Raw genomic sequence first — 19,037 nt, forward strand, 5'->3', positions numbered from 1 at the left:
CCGCGTTGGAGAAGATAATTTGTTATATTCGGGTGTCCCGTGATGTCAGAGAATGTATTGGGAAGCGTGATCCCGAACGGGTCAAGAAGGCCGGATTGATAATCTGTAATGTAAAATACGGTGAAAAACACGTATCCCAAAAGAATAATAATACTTAGTATGTGGCTTTTTATCCAAGTAACCATGAAAAACGAGAGTCCCAATATGAATACAATGGTGGGGACAAGTAGCGTGAGCAGATAAAATAAATAATGTAATATATTGAAAGGTGCAGAACTGGTAAATACATGCGTGAACATGGTTAATAACAGAAGTAATGTGGCAACTCCACCAAAGACACAAATAAATGCAAAACAGATTCCCCGTATATATTTCGTGTTACTTATCGGGCGATAGTATATTGTTTCTAATGTGTCGATTTTGCGTTCTTTGTACAAAAAGTATGATCCGAAGACAATTAACGGGAGTGTTAGAAAAATAGAGAAGAGGAAAGTATTCATGTATGGAATAAACGAGGAGAAGTTTAATTCATCCAAGCTGGAAGAATAGAAAATATTACTTTGGTTTCGTATTTGTGCATATATAATGATCCCATATGTGAAAAGAAAATAGATGATCAAGAACTTGCTTCTTAGCAAGAGTTTTATGTTATAATGAATGACATGTAAATTAAAAATTTTGTTTTTAGACAATTCTTCTGTTTGTTTCTCGGGTGTCATAGATTAATGTATTGTTTGCAAGTTTTGAGCGTGTGATGATACAAATATATACAAATGTATTTGTTTTTGTATTATTAATATGTAAAATTGATGTATTGCTCCGGGAATAATGAAATTTAGCGGCTGTTATTCCGTGTAATTAGTATTGTTCCACTTGTTCGCGAGTAAAGAAACTCCAACTATTTTGAATACAATCAAAATAGTTGGAGTCGTATAAGTTGAATTTATGTATCTGTAATTAATCTTCGTCTTCCTTCTCTTCTTGGTAAGTTTTCAGCAGCTCATCCTGAACTTCTGACGGCACTTTTTCATAGCTGGCGAAACTCATCGTGAAGGAGGCGCGTCCACCGGTGATGGAGCTTAATGCCGTGGAGTAGCGTTGCATTTCTTTTAACGGTACTTTCGCCATTAGTTTCTGGAACCCGGAGTCGGCTTCCATTCCCATGATGATGGCTCTACGGGTTTGGAGGTCGCCCATCACGTCGCCCATGTATTCGTCCGGAACAAGGACTTCCACGTCGTAGATAGGTTCAAGGATTTTCGGGCCGGCTTGTTTGAACGCGGCGCTGAAGGCATTGCGTCCGGCAAGTTTGAACGAGATTTCGTTTGAGTCCACGGGGTGCATCTTGCCGTCGTACACGCTGACACGGATGTCGCGGGCGTATGAGCCGGTAAGCGGGCCTTCTTCCATTTTCTCCATGATACCCTTCAAGATTGCCGGCATGAAGCGGGCGTCGATAACACCACCCACGATACAATTGTAGAATACCAGTTTCCCACCCCACGGCAATTCAACGACTTCGGTGTCTTTCACTGAAATTTTGCTGTCGACACCGTTGATTTTGTACATGGTCGGGGCGGGCATACCCTCGGAATAAGGTTCTATCACGAGATGTACTTCTCCGAATTGTCCGGCACCTCCCGATTGTTTCTTGTGGCGGTAGTCGGCGTAAGAGTATTTGGTGATGGTTTCGCGATACGGTATTCTTGGCGGGTAAAATTCGATTTCCAACTTGTCGTTGTGCTCGATGCGCCATTTCATCGTGTTCAGGTGGAATTCTCCCTGACCGGAGATAATCATTTGTTTCAATTCCTTGGAATATTCCACGAGGAACGTGGGGTCTTCCTGATGAATACGTTGCAGTACTTCGGCGAGTTTTTCTTCGTCGCTCGTGTTAGCGGCACGTACGGCTGTTCTGAAACGGGGATTCGGGTATTGGATTTGACCGAATTTGTAATGAACGTCTTTCTCGTTCAGCGTGTCGCCGTTGTTCGTGTTTTTCAGTTTAACGGTGGCGCCGATATCTCCTGCCATCATTTCAGGTACTTTCGCACGGTTTTTCCCGGCTACCGCGTATAGCGTGGAGATGCGTTCTTTGCTGTCGTTGGTGGCATTGTATAAATCATCGCCTTCATGTATGGTGCCGGAAGCGACTTTGAAATAAATCACTTCTCCCAAATGAGGCTCTACCGTGGTGTTGAACATGTACAGGGAGGTCGGGCCTTTTTCGTCGTAAGGAACTTCTTGACCGTCTTCGGTGATGGACGGGGGCATGCTGCCGGCACTCGGTGCCACGTTGATAACAAATTCCATGAAACGACGCACGCACATGTCTTTCTCTGCCGACACGCAGAACACGGGGAACATGTCCCGTGCGATGAGTCCTTTGCGGATTCCCGTGCGCATCTCGTCTTCTGTTAGCGAGCCTTTCTCGAAGAATAATTCCATGAGTTGCTCGTCGTTCTCGGCGGCAGCCTCGATCAATGCGTTATGCAGTTCGTGCGCTTTCTCTTCTTCTTCTTTGGGGATGGGGAGTACTTCCGGTTTGCCGCCCTCGGGTTTCCATTGGTACATTTCCATCTTTAAAACGTCAATTACCCGGTTGAATCCGAGTCCCGGGTTCACGGGGTATTGTACTTGCACGACTTTTGAACCGAAAGCGGCTTTCGCTTGTTCCATCGTGTGATCGAAATTTGCTTTCTCGTGATCTACTTGGTTGATAACGAAAATCAACGGTTTGTTGAGTCTTTTCGCGTGACGCGCGATGATTTCGGTTCCTACCTCGACACCTCTAACGGCATTAATGACCATTACTCCGGTATCGACAACGTTCAGCGCAGAGATAACTCCTCCGACAAAATCGTCTGCACCCGGGGTGTCAATAAAATTGAGCTTGTGCTCTTTCCACTCCGTGTATAGTACAGCCGGGAATACTGATGATCCGTATTCCTGTTCTACCGGACGGTAGTCGGATGAAGTGTTTTTTGCACTAATGCTACCTCTGCGCGGGATGACCCCGCCCTCGTACATCATGGATTCCGCTAACGTGGTTTTGCCGGACCCGGCACTACCCACCAGCGCGATGTTTTTAATTTCGTTAGGTTTATAGGTCTTCATTATAATACAGTTTAGTTAATAACGTATATAACTGTTCAAATAATTCGAGGGTTACAAATTAGTGAAGATTTTATTAAAAAGCAATAGTTTATGTCATTCTTGCTAAAAATATTTATCAACGGGGGGAATGGTCTGTTTTTTGTATATATTTGAAATGAATTTTAATTTGATTGATTTATGACAGGAATGAGTTTGATTTGGATAATATTTATTGGATTTGCGATCTTGAGTTGGTTGGTAAGCCACCAGTTACAAGTTCGTTTTAAGAAGTACTCTAAAATACCCACCGCTAACGGGATGACCGGGAAAGACGTGGTGGAGAAAATGTTGAGGGATAATGGTGTACAAGGGGTGAAGATCGGTAGTGTACAGGGGCAACTGACCGACCATTATAATCCGACGAACAAGACGATTAATTTGAGTCAGGAAGTATATTATGGTGCCAATGTGGCAGCCGCGGCTGTGGCAGCACACGAGTGCGGTCATGCTTTGCAACATGCGCAGGCTTACGGTATGTTGAAATTGCGTTCGGCTTTGGTGCCGATGGTAAGTTTTGCTTCCCGGTGGGTACAATGGATACTGTTGGCGGGAATCTTGACATTACAGGCATTCCCTCAAGTAATGTTGGCTGGGATTATTCTTTTTGGAGCAATGACTTTATTTAGTTTTATCACGTTACCCGTGGAAATTGATGCCAGTCATCGGGCATTGGCATGGTTGCGGAATTCCGGTATAACGACTTACGAATCGCAAGAAAGTGCTAAGGATGCCTTGAAATGGGCTGCTTACACGTACGTGATTGCCGCGCTTGGTTCTTTAGCTACCTTATTATATTATGTCATGATCTTTATGGGGCGGAGGGACTAATAAGTTTGTAAGGTTTATAAAGTTTATAAAGTTGAACCTTCGGTTCTCAAAGTCCTTATACCTTACGAACCTTATAAACTTTATGAACTTTATAAACTTTACGAACTAAAAAAACGAGAGGGAACACCTCTCGTTTTTTTATAAAAAGGCTTCTTTGATTTTTTCGACGTAATCGAGTTTTTCCCACGTGAAAAGTTCGACTTTTACTTCTTTAGTCGGCCAATAGTTCGAGGTGAATACTTTTTTCACGGTTCTGGGAGTTCTTCCCATGTGGCCGTAACTTGCCGTTTCCTGATAGATCGGGTTACGGAGTTTCAAGCGTTGCTCGATGGCTTTCGGGCGAAGGTCGAAAAGTTGTTCGATTTTCCCGGCAATAGCGGAATCGCTCAGGTTTACTTTTGCCGTGCCGTAAGTGTTCACGAATATTCCCACGGGACGGGCGATACCGATGGCGTAGGAGATTTGAATTAATATTTCGTCGGCGATGCCTGCCGCAACCATGTTTTTAGCGATATGACGGGCGGCGTAAGCGGCTGAACGGTCTACTTTGGAAGGGTCTTTGCCGGAGAACGCGCCGCCGCCGTGTGCGCCTTTGCCGCCGTAAGTGTCAACGATAATTTTTCTTCCGGTAAGCCCGGTATCCCCGTGAGGACCGCCGATTACGAATTTGCCCGTGGGGTTGACGTGGAGAATCAGGTTCTCGTCAAACAGGGCTTGCACGCGTTCCGGCAATTGTTGTTTTACCCGCGGAAGCAGAATGTTGATGATGTCCCAACGGATTTGATCCACCATTTGGGCGTCAGCTTCAAGCCGGGCTTCCGGTGATGTTTCTTTGGCACGGACAAATTCATCATGCTGGGTGGAGATCACTATCGTGTGAACACGGGCGGGTTTGTTGTCGTCGCCGTATTCAATGGTTACCTGTGATTTCGAGTCCGGGCGCAGGTAGGTCATTTCTTGTCCTTCCTTGCGGATTCGGGCGAGCTCGAATAACAGCAGGTGTGATAACTCGAGAGCTAGCGGCATGTAGTTATCCGTTTCGCTGCAAGCGTAACCGAACATCATGCCTTGGTCGCCGGCTCCTTGTTCCATCGGGTCTTCGCGTACCACTCCCCGGTTGATGTCGGGAGATTGTTCGTGAATGGCGCTGAGGACTCCGCAGCTGTTCCCGTCGAACATGTATTCGCTTTTGGTGTAACCGATGCGGTTGATCACGTCACGGGCGATTTGTTGCACGTCCACGTAAGTTTTCGTTTTGATTTCTCCCGCGATGACGGTTTGTCCCGTGGTTACCAGTGTTTCGCAGGCAACTTTGGCGTCTGCGTCGAACGCGATGATTTTGTCTAGCACGGCATCCGAAATCTGGTCTGCCACTTTGTCCGGATGTCCTTCCGATACGGATTCAGATGTAAATAAGTATCCCATAAATTAATTTTAGATTTAAGGATTTTAGATTTTAGATTGAATCATAAATCGTAAATTAAACTATAGGAAAGTACATGGATGGTTGAATTCAGAATTATTCTGCGTTTTAGCACTTTTTTTCCGTGGTTGCAATCAGCCAAATCTTTCCACTTTTATCGGGTGCAAAGGTAATTATTTTCTCGATGAAATGAAACCATTCATGGAAGAATTGAGTATTTTTACAAAAAATAAGTAGCCATGAAGAACGAACATTCGCACGAGGGACATTCACATGCAGGTCACAATCATTCTCACGGGGATAGTACGAAGAATTTGGGTATCGCTTTTTTCTTGAATTTAGGTTTCGCTGTTATCGAGATTATCGGGGGCGTGTGGACGAATTCGGTAGCGATTATATCGGATGCCGTCCATGATTTCGGGGATGCTTTTTCGATAGGGGTGTCTTTTTTCTTGGAACGATACTCGAAGAAACGGAGAACCCGGACATTTACTTACGGGTACAAGCGGTTTTCAACCTTGGGAGCTTTGATTAATTCTATCGTGTTGCTCGTCGGGTCTGTTTTTGTCTTTATGGAGACGATACCCCGTCTTTTTCATCCTGCCGAGGTGAATTATTCGGGGATGATGTGGTTGGCTATCGCGGGGTTGGCGGTGAACGGTTTTGCGGCGTTGCGTCTGATGAAGGGAAATTCCATCAGCCAGCGTGCCGTGATGCTGCATTTACTGGAAGATGTGCTGGGGTGGTTGGCGGTACTGGTCGGCAGCTTGGTTATCCGTTACACGGGATGGTATTTCATAGACCCGCTTCTGTCCGTGTGTATCGGTATTTTTATCCTGACAAACGTGTGTCGCAACCTGTACGCTATTTTCCGGATTCTTCTGCAAGCGACGCCGGAACATATACCGGAAGATAAGGTGAAGCTTGTTCTGGAGGGGGTGCCGGGGGTGAAGGAAGTGCATGACCTGCACGTGTGGACGTTGGACGGGGAGAAGAATATCGCTTCCGCTCATTTGATTGTCCCGGACGTTGCCTCGCGGGAAGATGTTATCAAGGTAAAGCACGAGGCTGTCGATAAGTTGAAAGAGATGGGAATCGACCACTTGACCGTCGAGATAGAGTACGAATCGGAAGGTTGTTACAGTTGCCCGGATGAATAGTATGTTTTGAATAGCGGGTAAAAGTTATGTGGTAAGAAAAATATTTTTCATTTTGAGTGATACTTTCGTAAATATTTTAGAAAGTATTTTATATATTTGTGGTGTGATAATGATGAATTCTTCGGATAGATGAAATTATGAACGACTCGAACACCATAAATAAAGGGTTTTTACCGGGCTTGAAGGAGAAGCGGTACTTGCAGAAGAAGGCGATTATCGGCTTCCTTTACAGGATGGGCGAGTTGTCGAAGCCTGAAATCTGTCGGTTGACAAACGTGACTACCCCCACGGTCGGTAAGATGATTGATGAGTTGATGGAGGAGGGTTGGGTTGTTGACCGGGGATGCGGAAATTCTATCGGGGGGAAACGTCCTCATGTTTTTTCATTGAATCCCGATGCTGCCTATATACTGGGCGTGGATATAGGGCGCGAGTATTTGCGAATAGCTATTTTTAACCTGCAAAACGAGCCGATAGAGGGGATTCTGGAATACCCGTCCATACTGGAAGGACAGGATGATGATGTCACGCTGAAATATATCAAGGAGAGAATTGACGAGGTTATCGAGAAATTGGGTGTTGACCGCACGAAGATTAAAATGTGCGGGGTTGCGCTTCCGGGATTGATAGACCGGGAAGGGAATACCTATACTTATCTGACGTACGAACGTCCCGGTTTGAAGGACATTCTGGAAGAAATGTTGGGGATGCCCGTGTTTATCGATAATGACTCGAACGTGATGGCGATGGCGGAACACACGTTCGGGATAGCGAAAAATATAAACAATGTTCTTTGTATTAGCGTAAACGAGTGTATCGGTTTGGGAATGATTTTGAACTCCAAGTTGTATCGCGGGGGAATCGGGATGGCCGGAGAGTTCGGGCATATCCGTATTTCGGGACTGGATGCGCCTTGCCATTGCGGGAAAATCGGATGCTTGGAAACGGTGTCTTCCGGTCGGGCAATCGAGAAAGTGGCGGGGAGGTCGTTGCAAGTCGTTATAGATGCCGCCGGAAAAGACGATATTTCGGCAATCGAGGTGTTGCATCAGGCGGGCGAGAAGTTGGGCGAAGGGATTGCCGCGATGATACACCTGTTTAACCCGGATATGGTCGTGATCGGGGGAGAAGTCACGGAGGCGGGGGATTTGCTGATCGTTCCGGTGCGACAGGCGGTGAATAAATATGCTTTGGCCCGGATGCGCAATCATTGCGAGCTGGTGATGAGTAACTTGGGAGGCTATTCGGCGATACTGGGAACGTTGATGATTGTGATGGAACATTTGTATGATGATTCGGAGAGTGTTTATTCACTCTATTAACCGGTATATAAAAGGAGGAACAATATGGTAATAACAAAAAACTACATCGCGAAGGGAGAGGGAGCTGACAGGTTCGAGAAGATACCCGTTCAGATCTATGAAACGGCGGACGAGGCGGTGAAAGCCGTTGCCCGGGAAATCGCAGATTTGGTGCAAACCAAAGCTGCCAGCAGTGAAAAGTGTGTTCTGGGATTGGCGACGGGAGTTTCCCCGATCAAATTGTACCAAGAACTCGTGAGGATGCACAGGGAGGAAGGCTTGTCTTTCCGCAACGTGGTGACGTTCAACTTGGACGAGTATCTGCCGATGCCGAAAGAGTCGGAGCAGAGTTACCATTATTTCATGCATCATCATTTATTTGATCATATAGATATTGATCCTAAAAATATTCATATACCCGACGGTACTTTACAGACGGAAGAAGAGATAGAGAAATTCTGCGAGGATTACGAGAAAGCGATTGACGCGGAGGGCGGAATTGATCTTCAAGTACTGGGTATCGGTCGGACGGGACATATCGGTTTCAACGAGCCGGGGTCTTTTATCACGTCTACCACGAGAAAGGTTTACTTGAATGACTTGACGATTAAAGACGCGATTAAGGATTTCGGGAGCCGGAATCTGGTACCCACGAAAGCGATTACCATGGGGGTGGGGACGATCATGAAAGCAAGACGGGTTGTTTTGCTCGCATGGGGAGAGAAGAAAGCCCCGATCATCAAGGCTACCGTGGAAGGACGGGTGTCGGACACGGTGCCTGCCACTTTCTTGCAGATGCATTCAAACGTGCAGTTCGTGATTGACGAGAGCGCGGCGGGTGAATTGACGAGAGCGGATTACCCGTGGTTGGTGAGCAAGGTGGATTGGGACAAGAAACTGATTCGTAAGGCGGTTTTGCGTTTGTGCCAGAAATTGAAGAAGCCTATATTGAAGGTCGAGGATAAAGATTATCAGGAGAACGGTCTGAGTGATCTGATCGAGTTGTTCGGTTCGGCAAATAAAGTGAATATCGAGGTGTTCAACGATATGCAACACACGATTTCCGGTTGGCCGGGAGGGAAACCGAACGCCGATGATTCAACCCGTCCGGAAAGGGCGAATCCTTACCCGAAACGCGTGTTGATTTTCAGCCCGCACCCGGATGATGACGTGATTTCCATGGGAGGTACCGAGGCGCGTCTGGTGGAACAGGGGCATGAGGTGCACGTGGCGTACCAGACATCGGGGAATATCGCCGTGTTTGACGATTATTTGTACCAGATGATGGATGTTGCCGATATGTTCTCTCGTAACTTGGGAATGGAGAACGAGAGTTTTAAAAGCTTGAAAGACAAGATACATAACCGGAAACCGGAGGAAAACGAATCGCCGGAGTTGTTACCGTACAAGGCGGCACTGCGTTCGGCAGAGGCGTTGTCAGCCTGTCGGTTTATGGGAATACCGAAAGAGAGAGTGCATTTCTTGAATATGCCTTTCTACGAAACGGGTTCGGTGAAGAAGAAGCCGTTAGGAGATGGGGATGTTGATATTATCGTGAAATTGTTGCGGGAGATCAGGCCTCACCAGATATACGCGGCGGGGGATCTTGCCGACCCGCACGGGACACATGCCGTTTGTCTAGAGGCAATCATGCGGGCGTTTGATGTCGTGAGTGGGGATGAATGGTTCCGGGATTGTTACACGTGGTTGTACCGCGGGGCATGGTTGGAATGGGAAATGGAGAAAGTCGATATGGCTGTACCGGTGAGCCCGTCGGAATTGACAATCAAACGGGAAGCTATTTACAGGCACGGTTCCCAGAATAACGGTCCGGCATACCCGGGAGATGATCCGCGGGAGTTCTGGCAGCGGGCGGAAGATCGCAATCGTAACACGGCCGATTTGTATAACAGGATTGGGATGGCGGAATACGAGGCGATGGAGGTCTTCGTCCGTTACGAGCATGAAAAATAATATGTTGTGTTTTATATTTTTTTTGCGGGAGCGGGATTCTACGGGATCCCGTTTCTTTTTTTTCGCCGGTGGAAGCTCATTAAATGGTTGCATATGGAGAGAGGGGTGAAAGAAAATGGTTTTGTTTTTGCAAAATGTCGATGAAATTGTATTAATTTGTCTTTAGGATTTATATTTGATATTTATGTTGGGGCGTCGAAATTTGGAGCGAGAGTTCGAGAATATGTTTAAGGAGAACTATTCTCGTTTGTGTCAGTATGCTTATACTTACTTGAATGATAAGGATGCGAGTGAGGATGTGGTGAGTGAAGCTTTCGAGTATGCATGGAAGAAGTATAAGGAACTTAAAAAAGATGAATTGTTTGCAGTTCTTGTTTTGCGGGTGAAACATGGAAGCATGAATTATTTGCGTCATCGCAAGGCGGTCGATAAATATGCAGCAATGCTTATGAAAGCGGATAGAGAGGGGGAGGATTTGCCAGGAGAGGATGAGGATAGAATAATGCGTGTGGAAAAGGTGATCTCTACTTTGCCTGTTCAAACCCGGAGAGTATTGGAAGAATGTTGTTTTAATAGGAAGACGTATTTGGAAACGGCGGATTTGTTGGGAATTAGTAGAAATACGGTGAAGAAGCACATGATGAGGGTTTTGGAGTTGTTGAGAGAAGAGTTTTTTGGAAAAAATGAATGAAGGGGGTACCCTAAACAAGATGATAGGTGTATTTATTAAAGATTAGAAGATGGATAATATAAAGCAAGATATGGATAAAACAGATAGGTTGTTGGATGCTTTGGATGATCCCCAAATCAAGGATGAGGAGTTGGAAAGAATGTTATCGGATCCGGACTGCGCACGTGATATGCGTTTGTTGGAAGATTGCAGAAGTTATTTCGTCCGTGAGTTGCTGGAAACGGATTCGGATAAGGCATGGGGTAAGTTTGCACGAAAACAGCGGGTGAAGAGGCATAGACGCCTGTTGGTCGGTTTCGTGAGCGGGGCGGCAAGTATTTTGTTGTTGTTGTGGGTATTTAGGTTTACTTTCCAGCCTTCTGTTCAACGAGAGTTTGTTACATTTTTGCCGGACACTTCTTTCTCGAACGTGGTGTTGTGCACGGGGGACGGACGAAAGGTGGTTCTTTCGAACTCGAAAACGGATAGTTTGCCGGGTAATATCATGGTGGTTTCCGATAGTGGCAAGATGTTGGTTTATGAACCTGTAGAACCGGACAGTGAGATGGAAATGCACACGCTTTCGACATCCAGCGGGTGTTTTTATCAATTGTGTTTGTCGGATGGAACCCGGGTGTGGTTGAATGCGGAGAGTAGGTTAAGGTACCCTAGTGTTTTCCCGGAAGGAGAGAGAGTTGTCGAGTTGCAGGGAGAAGGTTTTTTTAAGGTGGCACATGATGCGTCACGTCCTTTTAAAGTGAAGGTCGGGGATCTGGTGACGGAGGTGTTGGGAACGGAGTTTAACGTGCGTGCTTATTCCATAGAGGATACTCACGTGACGTTGTTGCAGGGGAGCGTCCGGGTGACGGATAAGGTTTCTGCCGCGGAAGCGGTTATTCGTCCGGGAGAGGATGCGTTTTTAAGGGAAGATGGTTCTTTCGAGATTAAAAATGTGGACACGGATAGTTTTTATTTATGGATTGAAGGGTATTTTTATTTTGATAACGAGTCTTTGGCGGAGATTATGCGGGAGTTGTGCAGGTGGTATGGTGTGCGTGTCGTGTTCCGGGATGAAACATTTATGCATTTGCGTTTGCATTTCTTGGCGGAAAGGGATTTGCCCGTGGATAATGCCTTGAAATTATTGAATATGATGGGAGATATGAAAATTACTCGTGAGGGAAATACGATATTTGTAGATTAACAGGTTAGTATATTGTGTTTGTGTTGTTTAACAGCCGTGTTTGCGGCTGTTATTTTTTTGTCTAATTTTTTTAAAAAGGGGGGTACCCTATTTTTGATTATGCGTGTTCTTGTATATGAATTATAAAATTAACAAGACAAATTTATGGGACATCAAAGTATTTTTTGCACGCGAGGGCAAATTAGGCTGTTCGGGGTTTCTCGGATTGTATTGTTCGCGTGTTTCTTGCTTTTAACGTCTTTTGTTCAGGCTCAAGAACGGAAGAATATTACGGTAGATTTTAAAGAGGAGGCTTTAGGGGAGGTGTTGAAAAAGTTGGAAAAACTTTCCCCGTATAAGATTTTGTTCACGTATGATCACGTGCAGGGGTATAAGGTGACGGCATCATTGAAGAATGTCACGATACTTGATGCGTTGAAAAAGGTGTTGGAAGGGAAGCCGTTCACTTACTCGGAAATTACCGATGGCAAGTATATTACGGTGAAATACCAATCCGATAAGAAGAACTTGGACGGGAAGGGCGTTACAGTCAAAGGAGTGGTGCTTGATAAAAATAAGGAGCCTCTTCCGGGAGTGACAGTGATAATCAAGGGTACTTCCACGGGGGTGGCAACTAACGCGGATGGTATGTACGAGATTGTTGTCCCTACTTCGTCGGAAACGGTGTTGCAATTCTCTTGTATCGGGATGAAGAGTGAAGAGGTTAAGGTCGGGAAAGAGAAGACGATTAACGTCACGATGAGCGAGGAGGTGAACGAGGTGGATGAAGTGGTGGTAAACGGTATATACACGGCATCAAAGAATAGTTACACGGGAGCGGTATCCACGGTTCGTTCCGAAGATATTCTTGCAGTTTCTCAGACGAATTTGTTCAAGGCGTTGACCGTGCTTGTGCCGGGAATGAGAATCGTGGATAATAACGAGCAGGGTTCGAATCCTAATTATATCCCGGAGATTATTATCCGGGGTACGACTTCGATAAAGACTTCCGATGACCAGTATGGTTTGAACTCTCCATTGATTATCGTGGATGGAGTGGAAACAACTTTGGAAGGATTGTATGATATGGATGTGTTTGATATTGAGCGTGTCGATGTGTTGAAGGATGCTTCGGCAACGGCTATCTACGGTGATAAAGCGGCTAACGGGGTTATCGTGGTGACTCGTAAACGAGTTGCGGATAGTAAATTGCGGATGCGTTACAATTTTGTGCCTGATATCCAATTCCCTGATGTGAGTTCCTATAGTTTGTGTAATCCAAGGCAGAAATTGGAATTGGAAAGACGTTGGGGAATATATGAGGGAATGAATGGAGAGAAGGAAATGGAGTATAACAGGAAATTGAAGTTGGTTAACTCGGGTGTTTATACCGATTGGGCAGCAATACCCGTGCGAATTGCTTGGTCGCATAGCCACTCGCTTTCTGTTACCGGTAGAGGAGGTGGTTTGGATTATAGTGTGACTGCCCGTTACGGGGATGCACATGGTGTGATGAAAGGGGATTTTCGGCGGAATTATGGTATCGGTTTTTATTTCTCGTATATTTTTAGAAATAAATTGACGGTTACGTTCCGTTCGGATATTCGAAAGACGGATTCGAAAAATTCTCCTTACGGATCGTATTCTCAATGGGTGGTGCTGAATCCATATGATTGTCCGTACGATGAGTATGGAGAATTAATACCTAAACTTTCTTTTGGTGCAGTTAATCCTATGTATAATGCGTCAACGGGAAGTTTCTCGAAGAGCAAGTCGAAGAATATAAGTAACAATTTGACGTTTCGTTGGGATGTGATGAAGGGTATGATTGTAAATTTAAGTGCGAATTTATCTTTAAGTGATAATCGAAGTGATGATTATATATCCAGTTTGCATACATCATCTATGGAGGGGAATGAATCTGCCAATACCAAAGGTCGATACGTTTTGTCGGGGGCAGAGGGGACAAGTTGGAGTATGACCGGGTCGGTAAGTTATTCGTTGCCTTTTGATGACAAGGGAAGTATTTTGACAACGAATGTCGGTTCAACAATAACTCAAAGTAATTCATCATCATTCGGTATGGAGGGAAGAGGTTTTCTTAAACCTGTAATGAATGATATTAATTTTGCCCGAACTTATCCTTCGGGAGGAAAGCCTAGAGGTAGTAACGATTATTCGGCAAGCGTGGGGGTATTTGCGAATTTGAATTTTATTTTTAGAAATCGATATTTCCTTGATGGAAGTTATAGAAGTTCCGGTAGTTCGGTTTTGGGAGGAAATAATCAATGGGCTCCTTATTGGTCTTTCGGAATAGGTTGGAACGCTCATAACGAGAGTTTTATCAAAGCACTTTCTTGGATAAGTACTTTCCGATTCCGCGGTAGTATAGGTTTTGTCGGTAGTGGTAATTTTGGTGGTAATATGGCGCAGACAATCTATACTTACGGGGACGCATATCTGTTAGGATTAGGAGCAATTCCATCGCAATTAGGGAATCCCGACTTGAAGGCACAACGCACCTTGAATATGAATGGTGGTGTCGTGTTGGATATTCTTGAAGGGCGGTTTCAGGTGAATCTTGATTTTTACAGACAACGCACGAAAGATGCCTTGTTGCCGATCGGGCTTCCTCTTTCTACCGGGGCTGCCACGGTTCAAGCCAATCTCGGTGAGAGTTTGAACTGGGGAATGGAGATATCTGTTTCTTCTTTGCTGGTGAGGACAACGGATTGGTTGTTGCGTTTGACCGTGAATACGCATCACACGGAAAATAAATTGATGAAAATTAGTAATGCACTAGCCAGACAGAACGAAGCGAATATGCGGGACAAGGGGGTTGCACCCAAGTTGCAACTTCGCGAAGGGGAGTCAATGGATGCTATTTATGCCGTGGATTCGTGGGGGATTAATCCGGCTAACGGGTTGGAAGTGTTTTTAAAAAAAGATACGAAAGAACCCACGTATACTTATAATGTGGAAGATATGGTCGCATTAGGGGATACAAAACCTTGGTTCGAGGGAAGTTCGTCCCTCTCGGCAGCTTGGCGGGATATAAGCGTGGGTATGGCATTCAGTTACACGTTCGGGGGGTATATTTATAATTCGACACGGGCTGCAAAGGTGGAAAATATAGATATAACCAAAAACGTGGATGTGCGGGCGTACACGGATCGTTGGGTAAAACCGGGTGATGTGGTGGCGTATCCTAAAGGAGAGTATGAGCAACAACGGTTTGTTAAATCGGCCCGGTTTGTGGAGAAGAAGAACGAGGTTTATTTGTCATCCGTGTCAATCTCGTATAATTTGCCTCAAACGTGGGTGAGAGGAATCGGCTTGAAGCGATTGACAGTGGGTGTTACATTCTCGGATGTGTTGCGGTTATCTACCGTGAAGTATGAAAGAGGTACTTCTTATCCGTTTATGCGCGGTTTCAATTTTATGATTAGTCCTACATTCTAATATAAATGAATTATGAATAGAGTTATTGTATTGGTATTTTTACTGGGAGTTTTTTTTTCTTCCTGTGAGGATTTTTTAACGGCACGCGATAAGTCTTCTATTTTGGAAGATGATTTGTTCACGGATCAAGAGGGGATAGAGGAGGCTATGTACGGGCTTTACGTGACGTTAGCAAAGGGGGATATGTATGGAGAAACTTTCCAACAGACGATTGATTTGTTGGGACAGTATTTCGCTATAGGGAAAGAGGCGGGTAGTGATGCTTCGGCGGGTGGTATATATGACAAGATTATAATGCATGATCACACGGACCAACGGGCGATAGACAGGTATAAAAAAATGTGGCAGACTTCTTACAAGTTTGTAAGTGACGTGAATAAAATATTAGAGAGGTTGGAAATTTGGGATGGAAAGAGGTTGAAACATGAAAAGATGTACAAAGGGGAAGCTTTAGGGGTTCGTGCGTATGTCTTGTTTGATTTGTTGAGGATGTACGGTTCGGCTTTGGAAGAAAACAGGGGGATTCCCTATGTTACACAATACGGGATGTACGTGACACCTTTTTCCACGACGGGAGAATGTTACGAGAAGATTATTGCAGACTTGAAGGCAGCGGAACAGTTATTGACAGAAGACGAGAAGCTTTTGGTTTATCCTCGTTTGCCGGAGAATATGTATGATTTGTTTACCAGTGAACGCGTATCTCATTTTAATCTTTACGCGGTGAAGGCAACTTTAGCCCGTGTCTATTGGACAAGGGGAAGGGCGGGTGATTTGGATAGTGCGGGAATGTATGCTCGTGAGGTAATCGAATCCGGCAGGTTTCCGTTACCGAGTGACGGAACAACGATTAGTTCCACGCATTTTATCCGCTGTATGGGAGGGACGGTAAATGCTGATGAAGCTATTTTCGGACTTTATGTTTCCAATATGTATGATAATTGGTCTGGGGAGCTTCTTTTGCAGAGCGGGGGGTGGTTGCCTGCGGAGCCGGAAATGTATAAAAGACGGGATGATAAGTTTGATTATCGTAATGAATGGATAGGAGTGCCTAATATATATAATATGTCGCTAGCGGATAGAATCCGTATCTATGGAGATCGTTATCTGAAAGTGTTGGATCGTGTGCTGATAAATCCGGGCGATAAAGATTTGGCGGGAATCGGTTTCAACGGAGCGAATATGATTCGTATTCCGGAAATGTATTTGATACTGGTTGAATCTTTGGTTGAATCTTCTCCAGAAGAAGCAAAAATTTTCTTTAATAAATATTATGCTTCGCGAGGAATGGGAAACTTCGATGGTGATTTGACAATTGAAATTATTGACGAGGAATTCAGAAAAGAGTTTGTACTGGAAGGACAATATTGGTTTCGTTTGAAAAAAAGACAGCCGGATAAGTTAAAATTGGTTCCTCAGATTGGAGGTGAACTTACCATGGATGAGGATAAATGGAATTTGAATATACCGGACGAGGAGTTTGAATACCGCGATGAATCGACATATTGATTAATTAAAGAGAGAAGAGTTATGAAGAAGAAATTTTACGTGATATGGAGTATTATTTTATTTTTCGCTTCGTGTGAAAAAGATCCGTGGGTATGGGATACAAGTAGAAAGACGGGTATTGTTTTAGATCGGAATGTCGTGGAAATACAGTTTTCAGAGTATACTGATACGACTTGGGCAGCGGGAGGTGCCTCGTATTCGATACTTGGAGTCCCGGTTGATTATGATAGGAAGATTCTTGTAGAAGTTGTTGATAGTTTGACGAATATGCCATCAACGGATTATAAGATTGAGGCAGTTTTAACGGCAGGGGCCGTGCGGGGAGCGATTCGAGTGTGGGCTCGTCGTCCGTCTTACAAGGAGTACGAGGACATGAAATTGTGGGTAGGATTGAGGATTTTGGAAAATGATGAATTTATGCCGATGATGCAGAGTCCGGAAGTGACTTTTGGCGTGAAGGTCGTGCATCCCCAGCAACCTAAATGGTGGGTGGAAGATTTGTTAGGGAAATTTTCGGAAGTTGCCTACAGAAAGTTATTTGAGATTTATAATGAATTATGGTATAAATGGCCAAGACCGGAGGAATATCGCGCAATGCTTGATCTGTTTGGGTATCGGTTGCAGATGCTTACGAATGAGGGAAAGTGGAGTGGGATATATTTGGCTTATCAACCCTTATTTAAGCAAGGAGTGTTGGTGCCGCTGTTTGATTATTTTACGGAACATCCTAATCCGGAGGTGGAAATTCCGGAGTGGTACAATAATAAATAAAAGTAGATGAGTATGAAAAAGGTAATATTAGTGGTGCTTGCGGTTTTTCTTGTCGGCTTGGTAAGTTGCGTCAAAGATAAGACGACCGGACCGCATATAGAGGTTTCCGATATATATATTTCCGATCAGGATACCGTGTTATATCCTAAACTTGGGGAAGAGTTCGTGTTTGATCCTTCTGATCGGATATCACAAACAGATCCGTCCTGTCCGCTGACTTATCAATGGCGTTATGGAAAGATTTATGTTAGTGCTAAAGGGGAGTATAGGGTTCATCCACAAGATTCATTGAAAATGTTATCGAATGATAAAGTGCTAAGATTCACTTTCGACAGGCAAGAGCCTTATTTTGCTCGTTTAAGGGTATCGAATGAATTTGGCAGTGCGTATCGTTATTTTATTGTAAAGCCGAGCAGTAATTTTGACGAGGGGTTGGTTATGTTGAGTCGCAATGATGAGGGTGATGCCATGTTTTCCGTGCAGAATACCGTGACGGATGAAATAGAACTCGTGCAAAAAGAGGCTTCCGATTTCTGGTATCGGACTTCAGAGGATGTACCTGTTCTAAAAGATGATATCGTGGATTTTGCGTTTGTTTGCGGGGGGGGCGATATTTGGTTTCCTCGGGTAGGTTATCCTTATATTCTTTCCCGGAAAAATAAACAGGCATATTATTTGGACCACAATACATTGAGAGTGATTACCGGTTTCGAGTTTTCAGGAACGCCATTAAAGTTAGGAATGTGTGGGGTGGGCAAGTTTGATTTGTTTGCATTCTGTGATGATGGGGATATGCGGGTACAAACTTGGAATTGGCAAATGGAAGTAGAGAGGAAAGTTTTCAAAGATGTTCATCATTGGGATCGCTTTCAGCGGGTTAAAATACGTTCGGGCATAGAGAGAAACAGCACTTTTCTAGATATTCTTTTTTTGCATGATGACGAGAATTCAAAGTTATATGGCATATGGGCTGATGGACTTTCCAATAGTGGGATAGGGCCGGAAGCTTATCCGGGAGAAAAAGTGATTTACGCGATACCGTTTGAAACGGCAAATATCGGTGTACATGATTTTTATATTGTGACGCAAAATATCGAGAATCCGTCGAAGATAACGATAAGGCAAGTTTCCGATGTCGGATACACGGGGAGTATGTATCTTCTGTTTGGTTTATACAATGTGGTATCTTCGTATACGTATGATTTACCGGAGGGCGAAGAGTTGACTTTAACACCGGAAGCGCAGGTTTTGAACGTGTATCAACATCGTTCGATTTTGTATAATACAGACCGTAAGATTTACATGTGGAAACCCGGTGCTTCGACGGAACCTAAGTTGCCGACAGAAGAATCCGAGCTTTGTTTTGACGTGACCAGTGTGAATCCCAATGCCGTGATTACTTGTATGACACAGGATATTACGAATAAATATGTCTTTGTCGGGGTGTATGACCCCACGGCAGAGGGAGAGCGTAAAGGTAGCGTGTACGTGTTGGATTCGTTTGATTTGTCTTTGCTCAAAAAGTGGGAACACGTGGCATACAAGCCAATGAATATGTATTATAAACTTCATTTGTTGCGTACGGATTACTGATTTATAC

At 44.6% G+C, this 19,037-nt stretch carries 12 protein-coding genes and 1 pseudogene; 10 read left to right on the forward strand and 3 right to left on the reverse strand.

All coding sequences use genetic code 11. The features are described from left to right. Window positions 1-182: 182 nt before the first annotated feature. Both Q5866_RS21090 and Q5866_RS12045 read right to left on the reverse strand, forming a co-directional pair. A pseudogene (locus Q5866_RS21090) lies at window positions 183-719 on the reverse strand (ABC transporter permease); the annotation flags it as partial. 238 nt (window positions 720-957) lie between these two features. Next, window positions 958-3,117 carry a translation factor GTPase family protein gene (locus tag Q5866_RS12045; RefSeq protein ID WP_303180455.1) on the reverse strand — a complete coding sequence of 720 codons (2,160 nt, stop codon included), beginning with the start codon at window positions 3,115-3,117 and terminating at the stop codon, window positions 958-960. A gap of 186 nt (window positions 3,118-3,303) precedes the next feature. On the opposite strand from Q5866_RS12045, the gene Q5866_RS12050 reads away from it, so the two are divergent. Beyond that, a complete protein-coding gene (locus Q5866_RS12050; protein ID WP_099290811.1) occupies window positions 3,304-3,984 on the forward strand; it encodes a zinc metallopeptidase in 681 nt (226 codons plus the stop codon). Window positions 3,985-4,122: 138 nt separating this feature from the next. Here Q5866_RS12050 and metK read toward each other — a convergent pair whose 3' ends face one another. Continuing rightward, on the reverse strand, window positions 4,123-5,409 hold the full coding sequence (gene metK, locus Q5866_RS12055) for a methionine adenosyltransferase (protein ID WP_303180457.1): 1,287 nt from the start codon (window positions 5,407-5,409) through the stop codon (window positions 4,123-4,125). A 237-nt stretch (window positions 5,410-5,646) separates the two neighbouring features. Here metK and Q5866_RS12060 point away from each other — a divergent pair, with 237 nt between their 5' ends. The 9 genes from Q5866_RS12060 to Q5866_RS12100 all read left to right on the forward strand — a co-directional run bounded on the left by Q5866_RS12060 (window position 5,647) and on the right by Q5866_RS12100 (window position 19,030). Further along, window positions 5,647-6,567, forward strand: a complete 921-nt coding sequence (locus tag Q5866_RS12060) for a cation diffusion facilitator family transporter (RefSeq protein ID WP_303180459.1) — start codon at window positions 5,647-5,649, stop codon at window positions 6,565-6,567. Window positions 6,568-6,704: 137 nt separating this feature from the next. After that, a complete protein-coding gene (locus Q5866_RS12065) occupies window positions 6,705-7,889 on the forward strand; it encodes an ROK family transcriptional regulator (protein WP_303180461.1) in 1,185 nt (394 codons plus the stop codon). Between the two features lie 24 nt (window positions 7,890-7,913). Next, entirely contained in the window at window positions 7,914-9,842 is a 1,929-nt protein-coding gene (gene nagB / locus Q5866_RS12070; RefSeq protein ID WP_303180463.1) for a glucosamine-6-phosphate deaminase, read from the forward strand. A 184-nt stretch (window positions 9,843-10,026) separates the two neighbouring features. After that, window positions 10,027-10,533, forward strand: coding sequence for a sigma-70 family RNA polymerase sigma factor (locus Q5866_RS12075; protein ID WP_292268389.1), 507 nt, complete (start codon window positions 10,027-10,029; stop codon window positions 10,531-10,533). A 49-nt stretch (window positions 10,534-10,582) separates the two neighbouring features. After that, window positions 10,583-11,716, forward strand: coding sequence for a FecR family protein (locus Q5866_RS12080; protein WP_303180466.1), 1,134 nt, complete (start codon window positions 10,583-10,585; stop codon window positions 11,714-11,716). Between the two features lie 144 nt (window positions 11,717-11,860). Continuing rightward, entirely contained in the window at window positions 11,861-15,157 is a 3,297-nt protein-coding gene (locus Q5866_RS12085) for a SusC/RagA family TonB-linked outer membrane protein (protein WP_303180468.1), read from the forward strand. A gap of 12 nt (window positions 15,158-15,169) precedes the next feature. Next, entirely contained in the window at window positions 15,170-16,666 is a 1,497-nt protein-coding gene (locus tag Q5866_RS12090) for a RagB/SusD family nutrient uptake outer membrane protein (protein ID WP_099290601.1), read from the forward strand. A 21-nt stretch (window positions 16,667-16,687) separates the two neighbouring features. Beyond that, window positions 16,688-17,437, forward strand: coding sequence for a DUF4843 domain-containing protein (locus tag Q5866_RS12095; protein ID WP_303180471.1), 750 nt, complete (start codon window positions 16,688-16,690; stop codon window positions 17,435-17,437). Window positions 17,438-17,449: 12 nt separating this feature from the next. Next, window positions 17,450-19,030, forward strand: a complete 1,581-nt coding sequence (locus Q5866_RS12100; protein ID WP_303180473.1) for a hypothetical protein — start codon at window positions 17,450-17,452, stop codon at window positions 19,028-19,030. The last annotated feature ends 7 nt before the right edge of the window (window positions 19,031-19,037 follow it).

The sequence above is a fragment of the uncultured Butyricimonas sp. genome, from assembly GCF_959596855.1.
GTDB classification, from domain to species: domain Bacteria; phylum Bacteroidota; class Bacteroidia; order Bacteroidales; family Marinifilaceae; genus Butyricimonas; species Butyricimonas muris.